The following is a 23,791-nucleotide window of genomic DNA, read 5'->3' as shown; positions in this document are numbered from 1 at the left end:
GCTGCCGGTCGCCTCCGCCGGGCCGGGGCCCGTCGTCCCGGCCGTTCGCCGGCACGCCGCGCCGACGGTGACTAGATTTGGCCGCTGAGGACGACGTTTGGGGGATTCACCGATGGCAGACACCACCAGCACCCAGCCCGCGAAGGCGTCCGGCACCTACCGGATCGGGGGCGACGTCCAGGTCGACCGGCTCGGCTACGGGGCGATGCAGATCACCGGCCCGGGCGTGTGGGGTGACCCGAAGGACCCGGCCGAGGCGGTGCGGGTGCTGCGCCGGGCGGTGGAGCTGGGGGTGACGTTCATCGACACCGCCGACTCGTACGGGCCCTTCGTCTCCGAACTGCTGATCCGCGAGGCGCTGCACCCGTACGCCGACGACCTGGTCATCGCGACCAAGGCCGGCTTCACCCGGGCCGGGCCCGGTGACTGGCGCCCGCTGGCCCGCCCGGAGTACCTGCGCCAGCAGTGCGAGCTGAGCCTGCGCCACCTCGGTCTGGACTGCATCCCGCTCTACCAGCTGCACCGGATCGACCCGACGGTGCCGCTCGCCGACCAGCTCGGCGAGCTGGCGCTGCTCAAGCAGGAGGGCAAGATCCGGCACATCGGCCTGTCCGAGGTGACCGTCGACCAGGTCGACGCGGCCCGGCAGATCACGCCCATCGTCTCGGTGCAGAACCTTTACAACCTGGCGGACCGCAGCGCCGAGCCGGTGCTGGAGCACTGCGAGCGCAACGACCTGGCGTTCATCCCGTGGTTCCCGATCGCCACCGGCAACCTGGCCCGTCCCGGCGGGCCGCTGGACGCCATCGCCGCCGAACACCGCGCGAGCGCCGCGCAGCTCGCGCTCGCCTGGCTGTTGCGCCGGTCGCCGGTGATGCTCCCGATTCCCGGTACGTCCTCGGTGGGGCACCTGGAGGAGAACGTCGCGGCGGCCGAGGTGCGGCTCACCGACGAGGAGTTCGAGGCGCTGGCGAAGGCGGCCTGACCGGTCACGACGCCGGCGTCCGCCGCCGACAGCCGTGACCCGACCCCCGGCGTGCCGTGGCCGGGAGTCGGATCAGCCCCCGGTGCCCGCCTCGCGGGCGGCGCGCAGCGCCTCGGTCGCCTGCGCCAACAGGCGGGCCGAGTCGGTCCGCCCGTTGACCTGCAACTCGACCTCGGTGTCGCCGCTTTGGATCCGGATGCTCGCCTCGGTGCGCTGCTGGTCGACCCAGCTCTGCACGAGGTTGAACAGCCCGGGCAGCAGCCCCTGCGCGAGCACCGCGATGATCACGGCGTCGCTGAAGCCGGGCCGGCCGCCGCCACCGCCGGAGCGGCGCACGACGGGCCGGTACTCGGCCCGGCGGTGGATCCAGTCCAGCAGGGCGACCTGGGGCGGCCGGGGGTGCCGGGGGTTGATGGTCAGCCGCACCGGCTCCCGGGCGGCACCGGTCACGTCGGTCACGTCGTACCTCCGGTTTCAGTCGTCGAGGCCGGCGGGCCGGAAGGTGAGGGTGTCGCCCTCGGCGGTGATCACGCCCGCCACGGTGATCTCCTGCTCGTCGGTGAACGGCGCGCTGCTGCCGAAGTAGGAGGTGCTGCTGCCGGTGGCGCGTACCTTTCCGCGGGACTCGTACGGGGTGCTGACCTGCGCGGTGGCGGGACCGGTCAGCTCGACGGCGACGCGCGGGTACTCGAGGATCGTCCAGGTGATCTTCTGGATCGTGCCACCGGTGTAGTAGCGGAACGGGCAGCCCGGCGGCGCGGCGACCGTCTGCTTCGCGCACTCGTCGAGGTGCGCGCGGACGCGCTCCTCCGCCGCCGTGCCCGCGGTCGGCTTCATGACCGGAGCCAGGCCGAGCGTGCTTCCCGTGCTCTCGCCCGGCGCCACCTGCACCGTCTCCGGCGGCACCTCGCCGAGCGCACTGCCCTCCCCGGTGGCGGTGTACGTGCCGGGCAGCAGGGCGAGCCTCGCGCCGCTCTCGGTGGTGGGCGGAATCGCCACCCCGTTGAGGGCCAGCCCGGCGCGCCCCGGCGGGACGTCCAGCGGGAAGAGGCCCTCGACCACGTGCCAGCCGTGGAAGAGCCCGGCGGTCGCCGCGTCGTCCCGGCGCAGCGCCAGCTCGGCCGTCTGCTCGGCACCGCCCAACCGGTAGGAGACCGTGGCCGTGGCCTCGTCGCCGTCGCGCTCGATGGCGGTCACGTCGACGTCGGTCGGCGGCTGGTAGCCCTCGGCCCGCAGCATGGCGGCGAGTTGTTCGCGGTTGGCCACCGCCGCGCGCGCCTCGGGTGTCAGCCGGTCGAGGGCGGCGTCGCTGTCGCGGTCGGCCAGTGCCGAGAAGAACCCTTCGACCGCCGACTGCGGCCGGAAGAAGGCCCACTGCACCGCGCCGAGCCCGCTGGCGCCCACGCAGAGGGCGAGCACCACGAGGCCGACCACGAGCCAGCTCCGCGGGGTGCCGATCGCCCCGGGCCGGCCGAAGAGCGCTTCCGCGGTGACCGGGGCGGGCACCGGCCCGGCGACGGCCGGCGCGGAGGCACGGTCGAGCCGGTCCAGCCGCAGCTCGTGCGGCGGGTGGGTGGCGCAGACCGCCTCGTCCCAGCCGCTGCGGCCGGTCTCGAACGACCTGCGCCGCTCCAGGACGCTGCGCATGCCCTCGACGTGGCCGGCGAGCACCGCGCCGAGGTCGGCCCGGTACTCGGCCGCCCGCACGTCCCTCGCGTGCAGCGGCAACACGACGTAGCGCATGGTCAGCAGCACCGGCCAGAACAGCAGGAAGACCACGAAGTTGGTGGCGGGGTGCGGGAACGTGCGCGTCAGCCACGCCGGTACGGCGTGCACGAGGGTCAGCGGCAGCGCGACCCCCCGGACGAACGCGCTGGTGACCTCGTCCCCGGTGCGCCAGTGGACCAGCTCGTGGCTGAGCAGCGCGGCGATCTCCTCGTCCGGCTCGGTGAGCACCGCGGTGGTCACCACGATGTGCCGGGCGTAGGTCCGGGCGTTGGTGAGCACCGGGTCGTCCTCCATGAGCAGCCGCGGCAGGGAGGGCAGGCCGAGCCGGCGGGCACAGTCCGCCAGGAGGGGCCGGAGCCGGTCCTCCTCCCGCCGGCTGAGCTCCCGCGCGCCGGAGACGACCAGCAGCCGGGGTTCCAGTAGCACCCGGTAGAGCGTGTAGAGCACCCCGATCAGGGCGGCCGCGACCACCATGCCCAGGAGGCCGGTGAGGAGGGCGAGGGGTTCGTCGAGGGTGGACCGCCAGGGCAGCAGCAGCACGCCGAGGAACCCGGCGAGGAAGCCGACCGCGAAGCCGACGAAGCCGCCGAGCACGCCGCCCGAGCGGCTGAGGAACGCCTCGAGCAGGCTGCCGACCAGCGGGGTGTCGCGGACCACCGCGGGCAGTTGGTCGTCGGCGCCGAGGCCACCGGTGAACAGGCCCACTGCCGCGAGGGTGAGACCGGATGACACCGCGGCCAGCAGCGCGAGGGGCAGGTAGAACCAGGTGGCGACGAAGGCGCCGAGCACGCCGCGCCAGTCGCGCAGGATCCCGGCGCGCAGCCAGACCAGCGCGCTCGGGTAGCCAGGTGGGCGGTTCGAGATGCCACCGCCGGCCGGGTTCCCGTCAGCCGGCGGTTCGACGGCCGGCGCCGCCGCGGGAGATTCGCTCATGTCGGGGCTCCTCGGCGGGTCCGCGCGTACCCGCGCAGTCGAGAATGGACAGCCGGAGCAGATTATCGAGCGCGTCCGATGTCTGTCAGACCCGATCCCGTGCGGAGTCGGCCACCCGACGGTCGGCCGTGCTCCCGTGGGCCGGCGGACGCGGGCCGGGCGGGAGTCCCCGCCCCGCCCGCGGGCCGGTCAGAGCGCGAAGCAGTTGGGGTTGACGCCGGCGTCGGCCAGCGCGCCACGGATGACGGTGTACGTGGTGCCGTCGAGCACCAGCCCGAGGTGCCCCACCAACCGCAGCGGGCAGTACGCCTGGATCAGCACGTTGGTGGCGCCGTCGGCGAGCGTGGCGTTCTGCGTCGGCCGGACGAGTTCGTCCTGCACGGTTCGGACGGTGGTGTAGCGCACCGCGCCGGGGGTGTCGTCGCCGGCGTTCAGGTCGGCGAGGAAGGCGGACCCGATCGTCATCTGCTGGCAGGCGACGACGCCGGCGCAGCTGCCCAGGCCGAGGAACTGCAGGATGTTCGCCACGTACGTGCCGTACTGCGGGGTGCCCAGGCTGACGTAGCGTCCGACGGCGGCGGCGCCGCCGAGACGCTTGAGGTAGTAGCGGGAGACCAGACCGCCCTCGGAGTGGGCGACCAGGTCGACGGTGGTCGCGCCGGTGGCGGCCCGGACCTGGGCGACGTAGCCGGCGAAGGAGCGGGCGGAGGTCGGGATGTCGCCGAGCCCGAGCCCCGGCAACTGGTAGACGAAGACCCGGAGACCGTCGCCACGCAGCCGCGCGGCGAGCGGCTCGTACGCGGCGGCGATGCCGCTGAGTCCACCGACCACGATGACCGGGCTGGCGGCCGCGGCGGTGGCCACGACGGGCGGCGGGGCGGTGGCGTCGTGCGGCGCGGCGGAGGCGGTGGCGTCGTGCGGCGCGGCGGAGGCGGTGGCGTCGCGCGGCGCGGCGGCGGCGGTGGCGGCCGGCGCGAGCAGGACGGCGGCGGTGGTCAGGGCGAGGGTCAGGGCGGTCTTTCGGAGCAGCATGGCTGCACCTCCGACGGGAGGCACCCGGCGAACCGGGGGGACGGGTGGGGTGTCCGATCGACCGTGAGACGATGATGCGGTTAACAATTTAGAAACGTCAATGACAAGTTACGCAGCAGTAACCTGATGTCCCGGCGGACGCACGATCCGGCATATCGGGCCGGACCCGCGCCGAGGGTTGGCCCGCTGTTCACCCGTCGACCCGCGCCGTGGCAACCGCCGTTCCCCCGATGTCACTTGCCTTTGCTCCGCGGCACCCGATCACCGCGAACAGGAAGGCGACATCGTGACCACCTCTCCCCTCTCGCGCCGCGGACTGTTGCGCGGCGGCGCGCCCGGCGGCCTCGGCATCGCGGTGGCCGGCAGCCTGGAGGCGATCGCGGGACCGACTGCGGTCCGGGCAGCGGCCCGCCCGGCGGTCGGCTACGGCGAGCTGGTGCCGGACCCCGCCGGCCTGCTGGCGCTGCCGCCCGGCTTCTCGTACACGATCGTGGCCCAGGCCGGCGTGACCAGGCTGGAGTCCGGGCAGCCGACCCCGAGCGACGCCGACGGCACCGGCTGTTTCCTCGGCCGGAAAGGCTCGGTGCTGGTCAACAACCACAAGATCGGCGGTAGCGAGCCGTTCCCGGTGCCGGCGCTGGCCGGGCTCACCTACGACCCGGGCGCGCGCGGCGGCACCACCACCATCGAGGTGGACGCGAAGGGCCGCCGGGTGCGGGAGTACGTCAGCGTGGCCGGCACGCACCACAACCGCGCCGGCGGCAGCACGCCGTGGGGCACCTGGTTCACCTGCGAGGAGACCGACCAGCGCGCCGGCGGCATGTACCTCAAGGACCACGGCTACGTGTTCGAGGTGGACCCGCACGACCCGTCCCACAACCTGGACCCGATCCCACTGAGGTTCCTCGGCCGCTACGCGCACGAGGCGGTGGCCGTCGACCCGTACACCCACTCGATCTACCTGACCGAGGACGCGGGCGGGCCGAGCGGGCTCTACTACCGGTGGACCCCGCCGGCCGGATTCCGGGGCGGCAAGGGGGCGCTGCGTGCCCTCGCCCAGCGCCCGGACGGTGACACCGTCGGCAGCCTCGAGGCGATGAGCTGCTGGCACGGCGGCCGGCACGTCGCCGACCTGGCCGAGGCCACCGAGCCGGGCACCCGGTACGCGGTGACCTGGGCGGACGTGCCGGACCGGGACGCGACGACCGTCTCGGTGCGCGAGCAGTTCACCGCCGAGCAGGTGACCCGCAGCCACCAGGTCGAGGGCGCCTGGTGGGCCGACGGCGGCACGTACCTCGTGGCCGGCTACGCCCGCCACGACGACGGCGGCGTCCGCGAGCACGACGGCCAGGTCTGGTTCTACGACCCGAGGAGCGAGACCGTCACCCTGACGACGGTCTTCGGCGGGATCGTCGACCCGGGCGCCGACGGGCACCACGGTCCGGACCGCGTCACCGTCTCGCCCCACGGCGGGGTGATCCTGGCCGAGGACGGCCAGCGTGTCTCCCAGCTGGTCGGTGTGACCACGCAGGGCACGGCGTACCCGCTGGCGCGCAACGAGCTGAACCACAGCGGCTTCACCGGCCCGACGTTCAGCGCGGACGGCACGATCCTGTTCGCCAACATCCAGTCGCCCGGCTACGTCTTCGCCATCACCGGTCCGTGGGGCCGGCCGGGCAACGCCCACATCGCCGAGGCCTGACCGCGACCCGGCGGCCGCCGGCACGACGCCAGCGCGGTCCGGGTCGTGGGCGCGGCCGCGTCAGCGCGATCCGGCCTGCGCCAGCGCGGCCCGGGTCCTCAGCGCGACCCGGTCCCGTACCGCAGCCCGTCGAGGGCCATCGCCAGCACCCGGTCCCGCTGGGCCGGCTCCATGAACTGGTACGCCGTGATGCCGCTGATCAGCCGCACGACGTCCTCGAAGCTGGCGTCCGGCCGGGCCGCGCCGGCCTCCTGGGCCCGCCGCAACAGCGGCTCACCCGCGGCGTAGATCTCGATCCGGCAGCTGCGGAACACCTCGGAGTCGTGCACCAGCTCCTCGGCGAGCGCCCGCTTGGTGGCGACGTACGCGACGAAGCGGTGCAACCAGGCGACGAGCGCGTCCCACGGGGGCAGGTCGGCCAGGTCGGCGGCGGAGCGGCTGAGCGCCTGGACCTCCTCGACGTAGACCGCCTCGAACAGGTCCCGCCGGCTGGGGAAGTTCCGGTAGAGGGTGCCGATGCCGACCCCGGCCCGCCGGGCGACCTCCTCCAGCGACGCGCCCGACCCGGATTCGGCGAACACCTCCCGGGCCGCGGCGATCAGGGAGTCGTAGTTCCGCCGGGCATCGGCCCGCTTGGGACGCCGCAGGAAGACCTCACCCAGCTGCTCGGCGCCGGTCATGACGCGCGTCACCTCGCTTCGGTTGCAACCGGAGGCACCCCTCCGCTAGCTTAGTGGAGGCACTCCTCCGAAACTGACCGGAGCCGTGCCTCCGGATAGCTTACGCCGGGATTCGCGCGCCGGCCCACCCAGACGGACCGGCGAAACGGACACACCGACCAAGGAGGCCGCCATGCCCGAAAACTGGCTCGACACCGGCAGCTCCCGCCGCCACCGCCGCCAGGTCCCCCCGGCCGCGCCCCCACGGGCCGCCGCCGGACCCGCGCGAGCGGCCATGCCCGCCTTCCCCACCCCGGGCCGGCCGGGTGCCTGAGGCACTCGCGACCGCCGTCCCACCCGTACCCATTGGAGTTCCCTCCGTGACAGAGACCACCCGACGCGGCTCGCGTCGGCTGACCTTCCTCGTGCTCGCGGCCGGCGCCGGCTTCTTCGCGATGCTCCAGTCGCTGATCACCCCGGTGCTGCCCACGATCCAGCACGACCTGCACACCTCCCAGAACACCGTGACCTGGGTGCTGACCGCGTACCTGCTCTCCGCGTCGATCTTCACGCCGATCCTCGGCCGGGTCGGCGACATGGTCGGCAAGGAACGGATGCTGGTCGTCTCCCTCGCCGCGCTCGCGCTCGGCTGCCTGTTGGCGGCGATCGCGCCCAACATCGGCGTGCTGATCATCGCCCGGGTCATCCAGGGCATCGGCGGCGCCGTCTTCCCGCTGTCGTTCGGCATCATCCGCGACGAGTTCCCCGTCGCGCGGGTCAGCTCGGCCGTCGCGGCGATCTCGGCGATCGTCGCCGCCGGCGGCGGCCTGGGCGTCGTGCTCGCCGGCCCGATCGTCACCGTCCTCGGCTACCGCTGGCTGTTCTGGATCCCGATGGCCGTCGTCGGGCTGACCGCCCTCGCGGCGCACCTGTTCGTGCCCGAGTCGCCGGTGCGTACGCCCGGCCGGATCAACTGGCTGGCCACCCTGCTGCTCTCCGGCTGGCTGGTCGCGCTGCTGCTGCCGATCAGCAAGGGTGCGGCCTGGGGCTGGACCTCCGGCCGGGTGCTCGGACTGCTGGCTCTCGCGGTGGTGCTGCTGATCGGCTGGCTGGTCGCGGAGATCCGCTCCGCGAACCCGCTCATCGACATGCGGATGATGCGCCTGCCCGGCGTCTGGACGACCAACCTGGTCGCCCTGCTCTACGGCGCGTCGATGTTCTCGGTGTACGCCTTCCTGCCGCAGTTCGTGCAGACGCCGACCGCCGCCGGCTACGGCTTCGGCGCGAGCATCAGCCAGGCCGGTCTGCTGATGCTGCCCATGCTGGTGGCCATGTTCGTCGCCGGCCTCGTCGCCGGCCGGCTGGAGTCCCGGTTCAGCGCCAAGGCGCAGCTCGCCACCGGCGCGGTGTTCAACGTGCTCGCCGCGGCGATGCTCACCGTCGCCCACGACACCCGTCTGGAGATCGCCATCGCCGGTGGTCTGGTCGGCCTCGGCATCGGGCTGGCCTTCGCGTCGATGGCCAACCTGATCGTGGCGAACGTGCCGCCCTCCCAGACCGGCGTGGCGACCGGCATGAACGCCAACATCCGCACCATCGGCGGCGCGATCGGCGCCGCGGTGGTCAGTGGGGTGATCACCGCCCACCCGCAGGCGAGCGGGCTGCCCCGCGAGGCCGGCTTCACCATGGGCTTCCTGCTGCTCACCGCGATCTCCATCGCCGCAGCGGTGGCGGCCCTCGCGGTCCCCTCCGGCCGCCGGGCACGGCGCCGGAACACGACGCCCGCAACGGTCACCGCGACCGCGGACGACCTGGTCCCGGTTCCGTCGAACTGACCAGCGTTCTCGCCTGACCGGCCACCGGACGCCCCGGACCCGCATCGCGGCCCGGGGCGTCCGGCGTTCCGTCCTACCAGCTGAAGATCCGCACAACTTGAGGGATGTCGCCGCCTTCCGGCGGCCGGAGGCAGCAAACCCCTGAGGTTGTGCGCGATCAGCGCAGCGCACGGAAGATCAGCAGGTAGCCGCAGTAGGCGACCGGGACCAGCAGGAAGCAGATCAGGAATCCGAGCGGCAGGTAGCGCGGCGGGGCGCCGGCGACCATGGCGGGCCGCCCCCACCGGCCGAGCACCAGGTAGCCGGCGAAGAACGCCAGCGCGGGAAGCCCGGCGCAGATCCACGCGCCGAGGGTGAATCCGTCGACCAGACCGACCCCGGAGGCGAGCACCAGGGCCAGCATGAGCACGCCGGCGGCCGCCCCGCAGCCGGCGTAGACGGCGACCGCGCGGGCCAGCGGCGACCAGGTGGGCAGCAGCACCGGCCGCTGGGCCAACACCTCGGCCTGCTGCCCGTGCCGGTCCGCCTCGTCGGCCAGTCGCCGGGCCCGCTCCAGCTCCACCGCCGGATCGACCGCCGCCGCGCGCGGCGCCGGCACCGTGGGGCCCGCCGGGCTCGCCGCCGTCGGCAGCGCCAGCCGCGCCGCCCCCACCGGCAGCTCGGAGTACGCCCCGACTCCCGGCCGCCCCGGCACGGCGGCTGCGCCGCCGGCATCCACCGTCCCCGGTCCGGCCACCGTCGACGACCCGCCGGCCGACGGCGAGAGGCCGGCGGCGGAGGTCGGACCAGGAGGCGGGGCCGGCGACCCGGGCGCCACGGTCGAGGGCGGGCCGGCGGCCGGTCCCGGGGGTGGTGGCGGCACACCGATCGCCCGACCGAGCTGGTCGAGGCGCTGCCACTGGGCGGTGAGCCGCTGGTGCAGGTAGTCGGCGCCCGCGTGCAGGTTGCGCCGGCGCTCGGTCTCCGCCGCGGCGTCCCGCTCGCCGACCCGGCGGTGCTCGGCGAGCTGGCGGGCCAGCGCCGCGTACTCCTCGAAGGTCACGCCTCAGCCCTCCCCGGCCAGCTCGTGGGCGTCCCGGGCGAAGGGCACGATCAGCCGGGTGCGCTGGTCGTGGCGGTCCACCAGCAGCGCCCGGTCCGGCCGGGGCGTGTAGGCGAGGTCGTGCACGCCGAGGTGCAACCCCAGCTCGCCGCCGGGCACGTTCAGCGCGACCAGGCAGGCGATGTCGTCGCGGTTCTGCGTGCCGCCGAGGTCGTCGGCGAGCCGGCGCAGCCCGCGCCACCAGCCGAGCAGATGCACCCCGTGGCCGGGCCCCTGCCGGAGCAGGGCACGCAGGTCGTCCAGGCCGGAGCGGAAGGTCTGCGGGTCGGGCGTGCCGAGCACGGCCGACGCGGCGTCCATTCCGAACCCGACGAGGAACGTGCGGCCGGCCGGCGCCGGCCCGGTGGCGCCCTGGCCGACCCGGTCGGCCAGCTCGGCGACCCGACCGCGCAGGCCTGTCGCGTCCAGCCGTTCGACGACGTGACCGGCGGCGGTGAGCGCCTCCACCGTCTCGTCGGCCACCACGTCGGCGGCGGCGACCAGCGGGGCGAGCAGGAACCGGCACTCCCCGGGGGCGTGCTGCCGGGCCAGGCTCAGCGTCGCGGCGCGGAGCACGTCCGCGCCGGCCGGCGAGGTTCCCACCACGGCCAGGTGCCGGCCGGGCGTGGTGTCCATGATGAACAGGGCGGTGCTGCCGTGCACGTCGACCGTCCGGCCGACCAGCGCCAGTGGCCGCCGGCCGCCGGGGCGCAGTCCGGTGAAGGTGGGATCGTCCTCGAGCCGCGCCGTCTCGTACCCCTTGAAGACCGCGGGCGGGCGCGCGCCCGCCGGGCGGGCCTGCCACAGCCGGTGCCGCAGGCGACCGAGCTCATCGGCGGCGGCGTGCGCGTCGGGGAAGCGGACGACGGTGTCGGCGCCCGCCGCGCCGGCGGCGGTGTTGACCACGGCCGAGCCGACCGGCAGCGCCGCGGCCACGTCGCCCCGCTGGCCGAGCACCCCACCGCCACCGGGCAACGCGACCCGCAGGGCGAACTGCCCGAAGACCGCCTCGGCGCGGCCGTAGAGGGCCTCGATGCCCGTCATGCTCTGGCTGGCCAGCACCAGGTGTACGCCGTACGAGCGGCCCTTGCGGGCCAGCTCCTCCAGCAGGTCGACCGACTCGCGGGCCGGCGCGTCGTTGCCGGCGAGCAGCACGTGGAACTCGTCGATCACCGCGACGACGCGCGGCACCGGGGTGTCCCGGGGCAGGTCGGCGAGCTTGGTGACGCCGTGCCGCTTGAGCAGGGTGGCGCGCCGGTGCAACTCGCGGCGCAGCTCGCGGAGGACCGCGACGCCGTACTCGCGGTCGGACTCGATGCCGACCGCCCGGGCGTGCGGCAGCCACGACGGGTCGCGGCCGGTCGGCACGAACTCGGTGAAGCTGACCCCCTCCTTGAAGTCGAGCAGGTAGAGCTGGAGCTCGGCCGGGGAGTAGCGGGCGGCCAACCCGTAGAGCACGTCGAGCAGGAATACGGTCTTGCCGGCGCCGGTGCGCCCGCCGACCAGCCAGTGTGGCGTGGCGTCGTCGAAGGCGACCGTCACCGGCGCGCGGCCGGCCCGGCCGACCACGGTGCGCAGGCCGTTGCCCGCCGACTCGGCCCACCGCCGCTCGGGCAGCAGCTCGGCGAAGCCCACCGCGTCACCGTGCCGCACGGCCGCGCCGAGGTGCTCGGCGAGGGCCCGGACCGAGGCGGCCGGCGGATCGCCGTCGAGCAACACCGGGGCGGCGAGCCCGCTGCCGTCGTCGCTGAACGGGACGCCGGGCGGGTCGCCGACGTACGCGTACCGCTCGGTCAGCCGCACGGCGGTGGTGGCGCCCAGCGGCGGCGGGGCGTCGCCGGGCCGCCGGGACGGGTGGCCGGCGACCAGGACGCAGACCGCGGCGGCCGGGCCGGCGTGGGTGAGCGCGGCGAGCCGGGCCAGCTCCCGCGGCGGCGGAGCGGCCGCGGCGACCACCAGCAGCAGCGGCGTGTCGCCGGGAGCCCCGTGCTGGGCCTCCCGGGCATGCCGCTCGGCGGCGTCGAGCAGCGCGGCCACCTCGGCTTCGGTGGTCGCCGGCGGATCGACCACGCCGGCGTCGAGCAGCGGGCGCAGCGGCCCGAAGGTGGCGCCGAGGGCGACCGTGTCGATGCCGGCGACCCGGACCTCGCCGGCCGGGGCGGTGGCGGTCAGCCGGAGCACCAGCGCCCGCAGCAACCCCGCGACCCGGGGGTCGCGGGCGTCGGTGTCCACGGCCAGGTGGTGGCCGCCGCCGAGCGGCACGAGCACCGGGAACCCACCCTCCGAGGTGGACGCCTCCCCGATCCGCACCGGGACGGCCGCGGCAGCGGCCGGAGTGACGCCGGGCGTGGGGGTGGCGAGCGCGTCGCCGACCTCGGCGAGCCGCGCGACCAGCTCGTCGGCGCCGAGCGGGGCGGCCGGCGCGGGCGCCGCGCCGAGCGCGTCGCGGGCGGCGTCGAGGTGCGCCCGGGCGGCCCGGTGCGCCGCGACGGCCTGCCGGTACGCCGACGCGAGCCTGCCCACTGTCCGCCTCCCCCGCCGCGAGCGTCCGGTCCGCGGAAACCCTAACGGACTCCGGCGACCCCGGGACAGCATCGGGTGCCCGGCGCGGCGGCTCACGGCCGACGGTCCACCGGGGACCCGCCGGTCGGGCCCGCGCGCCGGGGCGGACACGCTCACCGATGTCGATTAAGTTGACGAGGCGAACACCCCGATGGAGGGAGTCCACCTCGTGCGACGAGTTCTCCGGGCGGCGATCGCCGTCCTGACCCTCACCGGCGCCGGCACCGTGGCCACCGGCGCTCCCGGCCACGCCGCCCCACCCAGCGGTTGGGGCCGGCCCACCGCCACCACCGCCGCACCGCAACCCGGCGGCCCGGGACTGGGCGACACCTACTTCCCCGACTACGGCAACGGCGGCTACGACGTCGAGCACTACGACGTCCGGCTGCGCTACGACCCGGCCAGCGACCGGCTCACCGGCACCACCACCATCCTGGCCCGCGCCACCGAGGACCTCTCCCGGTTCAACCTGGACTTCCTGCTCGACGTCGAGTCGGTCCGGATCAACGGCTGGGCCGCCACCGCCACGACCGAGGGCGTCCACGAGTTGGTGGTCACGCCCTCCCGCCCCATCACCCGCGGCCAGCAGCTCACCATCGTCGTGCGCTACGCGGGCGTGCCGTCGGAGACCCTGGTCGGTGACTACACCGGCTGGACGCGCACCGACGACGGGGCGATGGCGGTCAACGAGCCGGAGTCGGCGTGGTGGTGGTTCCCCAGCAACGACCACCCGCTGGACAAGGCGACCTTCGACATCTCCGTGTCCGTGCCGACGGGCGTCGAGGTGATCAGCAACGGGGTGCAGCCCCGGCCGCCGCTGGCCGAGGCGGGCAACCGCACCCGGTGGATCTGGCGGACCACCTCCCCCACCGCCACCTACCTGGCCTTCCTGGCGATCGGCGAGTACGACATCGTCACCGACACCGCGCCGAACGGCCAGCCGGTGGTGAACGCGTACAGCACCACGCTGGGCGAGTTGGGGCCGGCCGCCCGGGCCAGCATCGAGCGGACCGCCGAGATCGTCGAGTGGGGCAGCGGGATCTTCGGCCCGTACCCGTTCGAGGCGCAGGGCGGCGTCGCCGGACCGGTCGACGGCATCGGCTTCGCGCTCGAGACGCAGACCCGTCCGGTGTACGGCCCGGGCTTCTGGCGCCGTGGCTCCAACACCTCGGTGGTCGTGCACGAGCTGGCCCACCAGTGGTTCGGCGACTCCGTCTCGGTGGCTCGCTGGCAGGACATCTGGCTCAACGAGGGCTTCGCCTCGTACGCGGAGTGGCTCTGGTCGGAGGAGCAGGGCGAGGGCACCGCGCAGGAGCTGTTCGACTTCACCTACGCCAGCTACCCGGAGGACTCCGAGTTCTGGCAGGTGCCGCCGGGTGACCCGGGTCCGGGTCGGATCTTCGACGACGCCGTCTACGACCGGGGCGCGATGGCCGTACATCAGCTCCGGCTGGCCGTCGGCGACGACGCGTTCTTCGAGATCCTGCCCGCCTGGACCGCCGAGCACCGCTACGGCAACGGCACGATCGCGCAGTTCCAGGCCCTCGCCGAGCGGATCTCCGGGCTGGACCTGACGGACCTGTTCACCACCTGGCTGTTCACCGCCGGCCGGCCGGAGGTGCCCGGCTTGGCGGCCCGCAAGGCCGCGCCGCCGGTGGAGCCGAAGTCCTGGGCCAAGATCCGCGACGCCCACCGCCTCCTCACCCGCTGAGCACCGGGTGCCCGCCGCCGCGCGGCGGCGGGCACCCCGCCAGTCCGCCGACGCTCAGCGCCCGCTCGGCCGCCGCCACCGCGGTCTCGGCCGGCCCGTCCGACCTCCAGGCCACGAGCGCCTCCTCGCGCTCCCGGCGCGGCCCCCGCGGGGCTCGTCGGCACCCGGGCAGTCGCCCACAGCCGGGCTGTTCCGCCCGAGCCCGGCCCGGGTGCACAACGCCCCCCTTGCCCTCGGACTCCGGGCTCGCCGAAGGCCACGGACGGCCATCCGAATTTGCCGGCAGCCGGGCGATCAGGAGCCGAGGAGGGCAGCCCACCATCACGAGAAGCGCTGCCCCGGGGTGCTCGCGCCCTCGTCGGCGCGGGCGAGCGGCACCAGCCAGAGGGCCCGGTGCCACGACTATGACGGAGAGGCACAAATATGCCTCTCCGTCATAACGCTCATCACTTCCGACGCCGCCGGGCGCCTCCGCCGCCGGCCTCGTCGGCTCCGGTCTGAATGATCGACTCCATGTCGCCCACAACGCGGCATCCGGATCGGCGGGACACCGCCATGTCGGCGACATGGCGTCGATAAAGGACGACGGTGTCCCGGCCTCCGCTCAGCTGGCGTCGGCGGCGGCCTCGGCGATTGGCCGGCCGGCGCGCCAGCCTCCCCCGGCCGCCTCGATCCGGCGGATGTGCCGGTAGGCGAACCAGAGTGGCGGGAAGGCGCCGACGGCGAAGGACAGGTCGACCAGCGTCCAGAACCAGGGAATGTCCCGGATCGGCCCGCAGATCAGCGCCAGCGGCACGATGCCGGCACACGCGATGAGCCCGAGCTGGACCACCCACACGTTGCGCACCGGGTCGCGCAGTGGTCCCCAGAAGGCGACGGCGAGCACCAGGTGCGCGAAGGCCAGCCAGTCGGTGCCGTAGAGCATGAACGGCTGACGGTCGCCGGTTTCGACCAGTCCGGTGTGGACCCGCTCGATCCAGGCGACCAGGGCGGGCATCTGGTCGGCGAACGGCTCGACCGCTCGGAGCAGCCAGCGGACCTCGATCTCCAGCGGGAACGCGGTCACGCCACTGAGAAAGAGCCCGACCACCACGACCCACAGCCACCGACGGACCCGCCGGAGGCGCTCCTCGATCTCCATGGCCGCAGCGTAACGATGATCTTCGTCCGGTCCGGTCCCGAACGTGCCCTCGGCCCCGACCAAGACCATGGCCTCGCTCACACGGCCAACGACGGGACCATGCCCCGGCCGCGCGCAGGGCCCGGGGCGCTGCCGCCGCGGGCTCTGGCCCGCGGGCGCCGCCGGTGCGTGCCGAACCGCCGCGTCCGCAGGTGGCGCGCTGGTCGGGCGCCGGGCGCGCGAGTCGAAGCTGGCGCCGGCACCCCGGCGGCCGATTGCGCGGGCGGCGCGCTGGTCAGGCGCCGGGCGCTTGAGTCGAGGCCGGCGCCGGCACGCCGGTGCCCGATTCGGACGAGGCCGGCCGGTGGGCGAGACGGACGGGCGGCGGCACGGGCCGACCGGCAGCCGGCCGGGGCGGCCCCGGGCGGGCCGCGGGGATGGGCGTCCGGGTCGGCCGGACGCCCGGTGCGGCGGCGACTGTTGCGCGCCGCGCCGGGACGGTGGCGGGTCCGACGACGCGGGCGGCGGTGGTGGCGACCCGGCGTACCGGGCGGCGGACCACCGGCACGGCCTTGGCCACCCGCTGCCGCACTCGGCAGCCGTGCAGCCGGTCCAGGGCCACGCCCGCCGCCGCGGTGGCGACGGCCGCGATCGCCCCGGCGAGCACCAGGGTCTGCCGGGGGCCGGCGTGCTCGGAGAGCCAGCCGAGCAGCGGCGCGCCGACCGCGGCGGAGACCGAGCCGGTGACCGCCAGCGCGGCCAGCACCCGGCCGCGCATCAGGTAGTCGGTGTCGAGCTGGGCCCGGGCTCCGACGGTGGTGTCGATGACCACGGCCGCGGCGGCGATCGGCAGGATCACCGCGGCGAAGCTCATCGTGCCCGGCGCCAGGCCGGCGACGATCTGCAGTGCGCTGGCCACCAGCCCCGCGCCGACCAGGACGCCGTAGCCGAGGTCCCGTCGCCGCGCGGCGAGGAGCGCGCCGAGCACGGTACCCAGGGCGAAGACGGTGGAGAGGAGTCCGTAGCCGGAGGCGCCGCCGCGCAGCGGCCCGTCGCTCATCGCCGCCATGGTCACCTGGTAGTTGCGGCCGAGGCTGCCGAGCACGAACGAGAGGGCCAACGCGACGAGCACCACCGGTTGGCGCCGCAGGTAGCGGAACCCGGCCCGGATGCTGCTGTCCGCCGGCGTGGGTGCGGCCACGGGCTCCCCGATGTGCCGCTCCCGCTCGCGGACCAGGAACAGGGCGGCGACCACCGCGACGAAGCTGGCCGAGTTGATGACGAAGAGCAGCGCGGGGCCGACGACGGCGACCACGACGGCGCCGGCGCTCATGCCGAGGATGCGGCCGGCGGAGTTGGTGAGCGAGCCTAGCGCCAGGGCGTTGCCGAGGGTCTCCCGGTCCACGAGGGTGGAGGCCCACCGGCCCATCACCGGGCCTTCGATCGCCGAGACCGCGCCGGTCGCGAGAGAGATCGCGTAGATGGCGGGCAGGCCGCCCGCTCCGGTGACGGCGACCACCGCCAGACCCGCCGCCAGCGCCGCGTGGGCCGCCTGCGCGGCGATCAGCAGCGGACGGGCCCTCAGCCGGTCGGCCAGCGCGCCGCCCCAGACGCTGAGCAGCAGCGTCGGGAGGGCCTGCAGGAGCACGGCGAAGCCCATCGAGGTCGCCGAGCCCGTCCGGGAGAGGACGTACCAGTTGACGCCGAGCACCTGCATCCAGGTGCCGACGACGGACACGAACCCGGCGATGGCCCAGATCCGGTAGTTCCGGTGGCGCAACGCGGCGAACGTGGCACCTGCGGCCACGGCACAACCTCCCCGACCCGACGGTCATGACGACAGGGCCGGTCCCACGTCGGTTCGGCCGCCGACAAGTGTGGCGGCAGTTGCCCCGATTTGCCCGTCTTCGTGAGGCGGCTCACGCGACGCCACCCTGCCCCCGTGCGGGCCACACGACGCCCTGCCCCCGGTGCGGGCCACACGCCGCCCGCCCCCGTCAGGCCGCACGACGCCGGCCCGGCCCGTCAGGGCCCCACGCGACACCGCCCCGGCCGGTGGCGGGCCGGGGCGACATCCGGGTCGGGAGGGGACGAGCCGGCGGATCAGCGGGCGGCGAGCGGCTCGGTGCCCGGCTCGACCGGTGCCGGCAGCCGCGTGCCACCGCCGAGGTACGCGTGGATGGCGGCGGCCGCCGCACGCCCCTCGGCGATCGCCCAGACGATCAGGGAGGCTCCCCGGTGCATGTCACCGGCGACGAAGACCCCGTCGACGTCGGTCTGCCAGTCCGGGCGGGCGTCCACGGCGCCGCGGGCGTTGCGGGTCACCCCGAACTGGGCCAGCAGCGGCTGCTCCTCGGTGCCCTCGAAGCCGATCGCCAGCAGCACCAGGTCGGCCGGCAGCTCCCGCTCCGTGCCCGGGACCACGGTGACGACTCGGCGGCCGTCCCGCTTCTCCACGGTCACCTCGGCGATCCGCACCGCCCGCACCTGTCCGGTGCCGTCGTCGACGAACTCCTGCACCGCGACCGCGAAGACCCGTTCGCCGCCCTCCTCGTGCGCGGGGTAGCTGCGCAGGATCCACGGCCAGGTCGGCCAGGGGTCGCGGGTCTCCTCGCGGGCCCGCGGAGGCTGCGGGTAGAGGTCGAGCTGGTGCACGCCGGCCGCGCCCTGCCGGTGCGCGACCCCGAGGCAGTCCGCCGCTGTGTCGCCGCCACCGATGATCACCACGTGCCGGCCGGCGGCGTCGATCGGCGTACCATCGGCCAGCACCGCCGGCGCCGGCCGCCGGCCGTCCGCCGCCGCGACCACGCGGTTCGCCGCGACCAGGTGCGCCATCGCCTGGTGTACGCCGCGCAGCCGGCGGCCCGGGGTCTCCGGGGTGTCCCGGCCGGCGAGCGCGCCGCACGCCAGCAGTACGGCGTCGTGCCGCGCCCGCAACTGCTCGGCGGTGACGTCGACACCGACGTTCACACCCGTGCGGAACTCGACGCCCTCGGCCGAGAGCTGCGCGAGCCGCCGGTCGATGTGCTGCTTCTCCAGCTTGAAGTCGGGAATGCCGTAGCGGAGCAGGCCGCCGATCGCGTCGTCCCGCTCGTACACCGTCACCGCGTGCCCGGCGCGGGCCAGTTGCTGGGCGGCGGCGAGACCGGCGGGCCCGGAGCCGACCACGGCGACCGAGCGACCGGTCGGCGCCGGCACCGGCTGCGGCCGCAGCCCACCCCGGGCGACCGCCGCGTCCGCGATCTCCACCTCGACCTGCTTGATGGTCACCGGCTCGCCGCCGGCGATGCCGAGCACACAGGCCGCCTCACACGGCGCCGGGCAGAGCCGGCCGGTGAACTCGGGGAAGTTGTTGGTGGCGTGCAGCGACGCCACCGCCGCGTCCCAGTTGCCGGTGCGGACCAGGTCGTTCCAGTCCGGGATGCGGTTGCCCAGCGGGCACCCGTCATGGCAGAACGGGATGCCGCAGTCCATGCACCTTGTGGCCTGCTCACGGATCAGCTCCTCGCCGGCCGGCGGGTAGACCTCCCGCCAGTCGCTGATCCGCACCGGGACCGGCCGGCGGGCCGGCATCCGCCGTGGATAGCGCAGGAAACCGTTCGGGTCAGGCACGAGCCACCTCCTGGGTGGCCGCCCGCGGAGCGGGCGGCACCGACGCGGGCGCGGCGAGCGCGCTCATCACCGCGTCGTCGACGTCACGGCCGGCGGCTTCGGCGGCCCGCATGATCTCCAGCACCCGGCGATAGTCCCGGGGCACCACGGCGGTGAACTCCTCCACCGCCTCCGGCCAGCGCTTGAGCAGCTCCTCGGCGACCGCCGAGTCGGTCTCGGCGAAGTGCCGCTGCACCAGCTCGTGCAGGACGGCCCGCTCCTCCTCGCGCAGCGGCGCCAGGTCGACCAGCTCGGCGTTGACCCGGCCCCGGTCGAGCCGGTGGACGAACGCGGTGCCGCCGGACATGCCGGCGGCGAAGTTGCGCCCGGTCGACCCGAGCACGACCACCGTCCCGCCCGTCATGTACTCGCAGCCGTGGTCGCCGACCCCCTCGACGACGGCCGCCGCGCCGGAGTTGCGCACCGCGAACCGCTCCCCCACCCGGCCGCGCAGGAACACCTCACCGGCGGTTGCGCCGTACAGGATGGTGTTGCCGGCGACGATCTGGTCCTCGGCGCGCTCGCCGGGCGCGGCGTCCGGGTCGACGAAGGGCGCGGCCGGGTCCGGCCGGACGATGATCCGGCCGCCGGAGAGCCCCTTGCCGACGTAGTCGTTGGCGTCGCCGTGCAGGCGCAGGGTGACCCCGCGCGGCAGGAACGCGCCGAAGGACTGCCCGGCGGTGCCGCGCAGCGCGAACTCGACGGTGTCGGCGGGCAGCCCCGCCCCGCCGTAGCGGCGGGTCACCTCGCCGCCGAGCATCGCGCCGACACTGCGGTGCTCGTTGCGGATCGCCAGCTCGGCCCGGACCGGCGTGACCGGTGCGGAGGTGGCCGGCGCCGAGGCGGGGGACCCGGCAGGGCGCAGCGCCGGCTCGGCGAGCGCGATCAGCTCGTTGTCCAGCGCCCGGTCCAGCCCGTGGTCCTGCGCCCGTACGCCGCGGCGGGCCGCGTCCGGCGGCAGCTCCGGCAGGTGCAGCACCGGCGCCAGGTCGAGCCCGTGCGCCTTCCAGTGCGCGACGGCGGGGGCGACGTCGAGCAGCTCGCTGTGGCCGATGGCCTCCTCGATCGACCGGAAGCCCAGCTCGGCCAGGTAGCCGCGGACCTCCTCGGCGAGGAAGAGGAAGAAGTTCTCCACGAACTCGGGCGTGCCGGTGAACCGTTCCCGCAGCACCGGGTTCTGCGTGGCGATGCCGACCGGGCAGGTGTCCAGGTGGCAGACCCGCATCATCACGCAGCCGGCGACGATCAGCGGCGCCGTGGCGAACCCGAACTCCTCGGCGCCCAGCAGGGCCGCGACGAGCACGTCCCGGCCCGTCTTGAGCTGGCCGTCGACTTGCACGGTGACCCGGTCGCGGAGCTTGTTGAGCAGCAGCGTCTGCTGCGCCTCGGCCAGCCCCAGCTCCCACGGGGTGCCGGCGTGCTTGAGCGAGTTAAGCGGGGACGCGCCGGTGCCGCCGTCGTGGCCGGAGATCAGGATGACGTCCGCCTTGAGCTTCGCGACTCCCGCCGCGACGGTGCCCACACCGACCTCGCTGACCAGCTTGACGTGCACCCGGGCGGCGGGGTTGACGCACTTCAGGTCGTGCACCAGCTGGGCGAGGTCCTCGATCGAGTAGATGTCGTGGTGCGGCGGCGGGGAGATCAGGCCGACGCCGGGGGTGGCGTGCCGGGTCCGGGCGATCCACGGCCAGACCTTGTTGCCCGGCAGTTGGCCGCCCTCGCCGGGCTTCGCGCCCTGCGCCATCTTGATCTGGAGGTCGTCGGCGTTGACCAGGTACTCGCTGGTGACGCCGAACCGCCCGCTGGCGATCTGCTTGACCGCCGAGCGGCGGGCCGGGTCGTGCAGCCGTTCGACGTCCTCGCCGCCCTCGCCGGTGTTGGACTTGCCGCCGAGCCGGTTCATGGCGATCGCCAGGGTCTCGTGCGCCTCCGCCGAGATCGACCCGTACGACATGGCGCCGGTGGCGAACCGCTTGACGATCTCGGTGGCCGGCTCGACCTCGTCCAGGGGCACCGGCGGACGGACGCCGTCGCGCAGGGTGAACAGGCCGCGCAGCGACCCGGTCTCGGCGGCGAGCGCGTCCACCGTGGCGGTGTACCGCTTGAAGATGTCGTACTCGCGGCTGCGGGTGGCGTGCTGGAGCAGGAAGACCGTCTCCGGGTTGAACAGGTGCACCTCGCCCTCGCGGCGCCACTGGTATTCGCCGCCGACCTCCAGCCGGTCGGAGGCCGGGGTGCCGGCGGGCGGCCAGGCCAGGGCGTGCCGGGCGGCGACCTCGGCGTGGATGCCGGCCAGGCCGATGCCGCCGATCTTGCTCGGGGTGCCCCGGAAGTAGCGCTCGACCAGGCGGGCGTCCAGCCCGACCGCCTCGAAGACCTGTGCGCCGCAGTACGACGACACGGTCGAGATGCCCATCTTGGACATGATCTTCAGGACGCCCTTGCCGAGCGCCTTGACGTAGTTGCGCACCGCCCTGGCCGGATCCGCGCCGACCAGCGCCCCGGTGGAGATCATGTCCTCCACCGACTCGAAGGCCAGGTACGGGTTGACGGCCGCGGCGCCGTAGCCGATCAGCACCGCCGCGTGGTGCACCTCGCGGCAGTCACCGGACTCGACGATCAGCGCCACCTGGGTCCGGGTCTGCTCGCGGACCAGGTGCTGGTGCACCGCCGCGGTGAGCAGCAGCGACGGGATCGGGGCCAGGTCGGCGTTGGAGTCGCGGTCGGAGAGGACGAGGATGCGCACGCCGTCCTCGATCGCCTCGGAGACGTGCCGGCAGATCTCGGTGAGCCGGGCCTTGATGCCGGCCGCGCCCTCGCGGATCCGGTAGAGCCCGGAGACCCGGACCGCCTTGAAGCCGGGCAGGTCGCCGTCCTCGTCGATGGAGAGGATCTTGGCGAGCTCGTCGTTGTCGATCACCGGGTACGGCAGCACGATCTGCCGGCAGCTCGCCGGTCCCGGGTCGAGCAGGTTGCCCTCGGGGCCGATCGTGGAGCTGAGGCTGGTCACCAGCTCCTCCCGGATGGCGTCCAGCGGCGGGTTGGTGACCTGCGCGAACAGCTGGTGGAAGTAGTCGTAGAGCAGCCGCGGCCGGGTGGAGAGCGGGGCGATCGGGGTGTCCGTGCCCATCGAACCGATCGGCTCGGCGCCGGCGCGGGCCATCGGCGCGAGCAGGATCTTCAGCTCCTCCTCGGTGTAGCCGAAGGTCTGCTGGCGGCGGCGCACCGAGTCGTGGGTGTAGACGATGTGCTCGCGGGCGGGCAGGTCGGTCAGCTCGATCAGCCCGGCGTGCAGCCACTCCCCGTACGGCTGCGCGGCGGCCAACTCGGCCTTGATCTCGTCGTCCTGCACGATCCGGCCGGCCACCGTGTCGACCAGGAACATCCGCCCCGGCTGGAGCCGCCCCTTGGCGACCACCCGGGCCGGGTCGAGGTCGAGCACACCCGCCTCGCTGCCGAGCACGACGAGCCCGTCCTCGGTGCGCCACCAGCGCCCGGGGCGCAGCCCGTTGCGGTCCAGCACCGCACCGACGATCTCGCCGTCGGTGAAGGCGACCGAGGCCGGGCCGTCCCACGGCTCCATGAGGCTCGCGTGGAAGCGGTAGAAGGCCCGCTTGTCCGGGCGCATCCCCGGGTCGTTCTCCCACGCCTCGGGGATCATCATGAGCACCGCGTGCGGCAGGCTCCGCCCGGCCAGGTGCAGCAGCTCCAGGACCTCGTCGAAGTTGGCCGAGTCGGAGGCGCCCGGGGTGCAGACCGGGAAGATCCGCCGGATGTTGCCGGGTAGGTCCGGCGTCCGCAGCAACGCCTCACGCGCCTGCATCCAGTTCCGGTTGCCGCGGATCGTGTTGATCTCGCCGTTGTGCGCGATGAACCGGTACGGGTGGGCCAGCGGCCAGGACGGGAAGGTGTTGGTGGAGAACCGGGAGTGCACCAGCGCGATCGCGCTCTCCACCCGCTCGTCGGTCAGCTCCGGGTAGAACTCCGGCAGCTGGTCGGGGGTCAGCATGCCCTTCCACACCATGGTCCGCGCCGACAGCGACGGGAAGTACGCGGGCGCGCCCCGCTCGGCGCTCTCCCGCTCGGCCTGCTTGCGCACGCAGAACGCGACCCGGTCCAGCTCGATGCCGCGCAGCGCCGAGCCGGCCGGCCCGGCCGGCGACCCGGTCAGCCGGCGTGCGGCGAGGAACAGCTGCCGGATCCGCGGCATGGCGGCCACGGCCGTCTCACCGAGCCCGCTCGGGTCGACCGGCACGTCCCGCCAGCCGAGCACCTCGGCCCCCTCGACCAGCGCGTACTTCTCGACCACCCGGCGGGCGAGGGCCTCCGCGGCGTCGCCGTCCGGGAGGAAGACCAGGCCGGTGGCGTACTCGCCGGCGGGCGGCAGCTGGAAGTCCACCACCGTGCGCAGGAAGGCGTCCGGCACCTGGATCATGATGCCGGCGCCGTCACCGGTGTTCGGCTCCGCGCCCCGGGCGCCCCGATGGTCCAGCCGGCAGAGCGCGCCGAGACCGTTCTCGACGACCGCGTGCGAGCGGCGGCCGTGCAGGTCGGCCACGAAGGCCACGCCGCAGGCGTCGTGCTCCTGGGCGGGGTCGTAGAGCCCGGCCGCGGGCGCTCCCGGGCCGAGCGTGGGGGCCGGCTGCGGCTGGTGCGGGTACGGAAAGGCCACCGGGCCTCCTGTCGTCACTCAGGGTTGGATCATGATGGGGACGACGTCGGCCCGCGTGGGTCTATTGAGTCTACGTTAGGGCGGGGGCCGCAAGGCCAGTCCAGATTGATCACACCGTCC

At 74.6% G+C, this 23,791-nt stretch carries 15 protein-coding genes; 4 read left to right on the top strand and 11 right to left on the bottom strand.

The window, feature by feature from the left end:
• Positions 1-112 precede the first annotated feature (112 nt).
• Positions 113-985 carry an aldo/keto reductase gene (locus O7603_RS30325; protein WP_281573132.1) on the top strand — a complete coding sequence of 291 codons (873 nt, stop codon included), beginning with the start codon at positions 113-115 and terminating at the stop codon, positions 983-985.
• A 72-nt stretch (positions 986-1,057) separates the two neighbouring features.
• Here the strand turns inward: O7603_RS30325 and O7603_RS30320 are convergent, their stop codons facing one another.
• From O7603_RS30320 to O7603_RS30310, 3 genes are all read right to left on the bottom strand, one after another.
• A complete protein-coding gene (locus tag O7603_RS30320) occupies positions 1,058-1,444 on the bottom strand; it encodes a hypothetical protein (RefSeq protein WP_281573131.1) in 387 nt (128 codons plus the stop codon).
• A gap of 15 nt (positions 1,445-1,459) precedes the next feature.
• Positions 1,460-3,646 (bottom strand): M48 family metalloprotease, encoded by a 2,187-nt coding sequence (locus tag O7603_RS30315; protein WP_281573130.1) that lies wholly within the window; start codon positions 3,644-3,646, stop codon positions 1,460-1,462.
• 189 nt (positions 3,647-3,835) lie between these two features.
• Complete coding sequence (locus O7603_RS30310; protein ID WP_281573129.1) at positions 3,836-4,678, bottom strand: alpha/beta fold hydrolase; 843 nt, start codon at positions 4,676-4,678, stop codon at positions 3,836-3,838.
• A 286-nt stretch (positions 4,679-4,964) separates the two neighbouring features.
• On the opposite strand from O7603_RS30310, the gene O7603_RS30305 reads away from it, so the two are divergent.
• The gene (locus O7603_RS30305; protein ID WP_281573128.1) at positions 4,965-6,380 is read left to right on the top strand and encodes an alkaline phosphatase PhoX; all 1,416 of its coding nucleotides are present in this window, start codon (positions 4,965-4,967) and stop codon (positions 6,378-6,380) included.
• Between the two features lie 98 nt (positions 6,381-6,478).
• On the opposite strand, the gene O7603_RS30300 is transcribed toward O7603_RS30305, so the two are convergent.
• Positions 6,479-7,060: a TetR/AcrR family transcriptional regulator gene (locus O7603_RS30300; protein ID WP_281573127.1), complete on the bottom strand. Its 582-nt coding sequence runs from the start codon at positions 7,058-7,060 to the stop codon at positions 6,479-6,481.
• Between the two features lie 359 nt (positions 7,061-7,419).
• On the opposite strand from O7603_RS30300, the gene O7603_RS30295 reads away from it, so the two are divergent.
• On the top strand, positions 7,420-8,874 hold the full coding sequence (locus O7603_RS30295; RefSeq protein WP_281573126.1) for an MFS transporter: 1,455 nt from the start codon (positions 7,420-7,422) through the stop codon (positions 8,872-8,874).
• A 157-nt stretch (positions 8,875-9,031) separates the two neighbouring features.
• Here the strand turns inward: O7603_RS30295 and O7603_RS30290 are convergent, their stop codons facing one another.
• Both O7603_RS30290 and O7603_RS30285 read right to left on the bottom strand, forming a co-directional pair.
• The gene (locus tag O7603_RS30290; RefSeq protein WP_281573125.1) at positions 9,032-9,916 is read right to left on the bottom strand and encodes a hypothetical protein; all 885 of its coding nucleotides are present in this window, start codon (positions 9,914-9,916) and stop codon (positions 9,032-9,034) included.
• Between the two features lie 3 nt (positions 9,917-9,919).
• Positions 9,920-12,478, bottom strand: a complete 2,559-nt coding sequence (locus tag O7603_RS30285) for an FtsK/SpoIIIE domain-containing protein (protein ID WP_281573124.1) — start codon at positions 12,476-12,478, stop codon at positions 9,920-9,922.
• A gap of 208 nt (positions 12,479-12,686) precedes the next feature.
• Between O7603_RS30285 and O7603_RS30280 the strand changes: the two genes are divergently transcribed.
• Complete coding sequence (locus O7603_RS30280; RefSeq protein ID WP_281573123.1) at positions 12,687-14,228, top strand: M1 family metallopeptidase; 1,542 nt, start codon at positions 12,687-12,689, stop codon at positions 14,226-14,228.
• Here the strand turns inward: O7603_RS30280 and O7603_RS30275 are convergent.
• The 5 genes from O7603_RS30275 to gltB form a co-directional block, all read right to left on the bottom strand.
• Positions 14,218-14,343, bottom strand: coding sequence for a hypothetical protein (locus O7603_RS30275; RefSeq protein WP_281573122.1), 126 nt, complete (start codon positions 14,341-14,343; stop codon positions 14,218-14,220). The two genes, O7603_RS30280 and O7603_RS30275, sit on opposite strands and share 11 nt — an antisense overlap.
• Positions 14,344-14,832: 489 nt before the next feature.
• Positions 14,833-15,369, bottom strand: coding sequence for a hypothetical protein (locus O7603_RS30270; protein ID WP_281573121.1), 537 nt, complete (start codon positions 15,367-15,369; stop codon positions 14,833-14,835).
• A gap of 274 nt (positions 15,370-15,643) precedes the next feature.
• A complete protein-coding gene (locus O7603_RS30265; protein ID WP_281573120.1) occupies positions 15,644-17,155 on the bottom strand; it encodes an MFS transporter in 1,512 nt (503 codons plus the stop codon).
• A 296-nt stretch (positions 17,156-17,451) separates the two neighbouring features.
• Positions 17,452-18,960 (bottom strand): glutamate synthase subunit beta, encoded by a 1,509-nt coding sequence (locus tag O7603_RS30260; protein WP_281573119.1) that lies wholly within the window; start codon positions 18,958-18,960, stop codon positions 17,452-17,454.
• Positions 18,953-23,671, bottom strand: coding sequence for a glutamate synthase large subunit (gene gltB, locus O7603_RS30255; protein WP_281573118.1), 4,719 nt, complete (start codon positions 23,669-23,671; stop codon positions 18,953-18,955). The genes O7603_RS30260 and gltB overlap by 8 nt, the downstream gene beginning before the upstream one ends.
• Between the last annotated feature and the right edge of the window lie 120 nt (positions 23,672-23,791).

The organism is Micromonospora sp. WMMD812, assembly GCF_027497215.1.
Classification (GTDB): domain Bacteria; phylum Actinomycetota; class Actinomycetes; order Mycobacteriales; family Micromonosporaceae; genus Micromonospora.
Note: the sequence above shows the minus strand (reverse complement) of the source record. Positions and strands in the feature narration are given on the sequence as shown.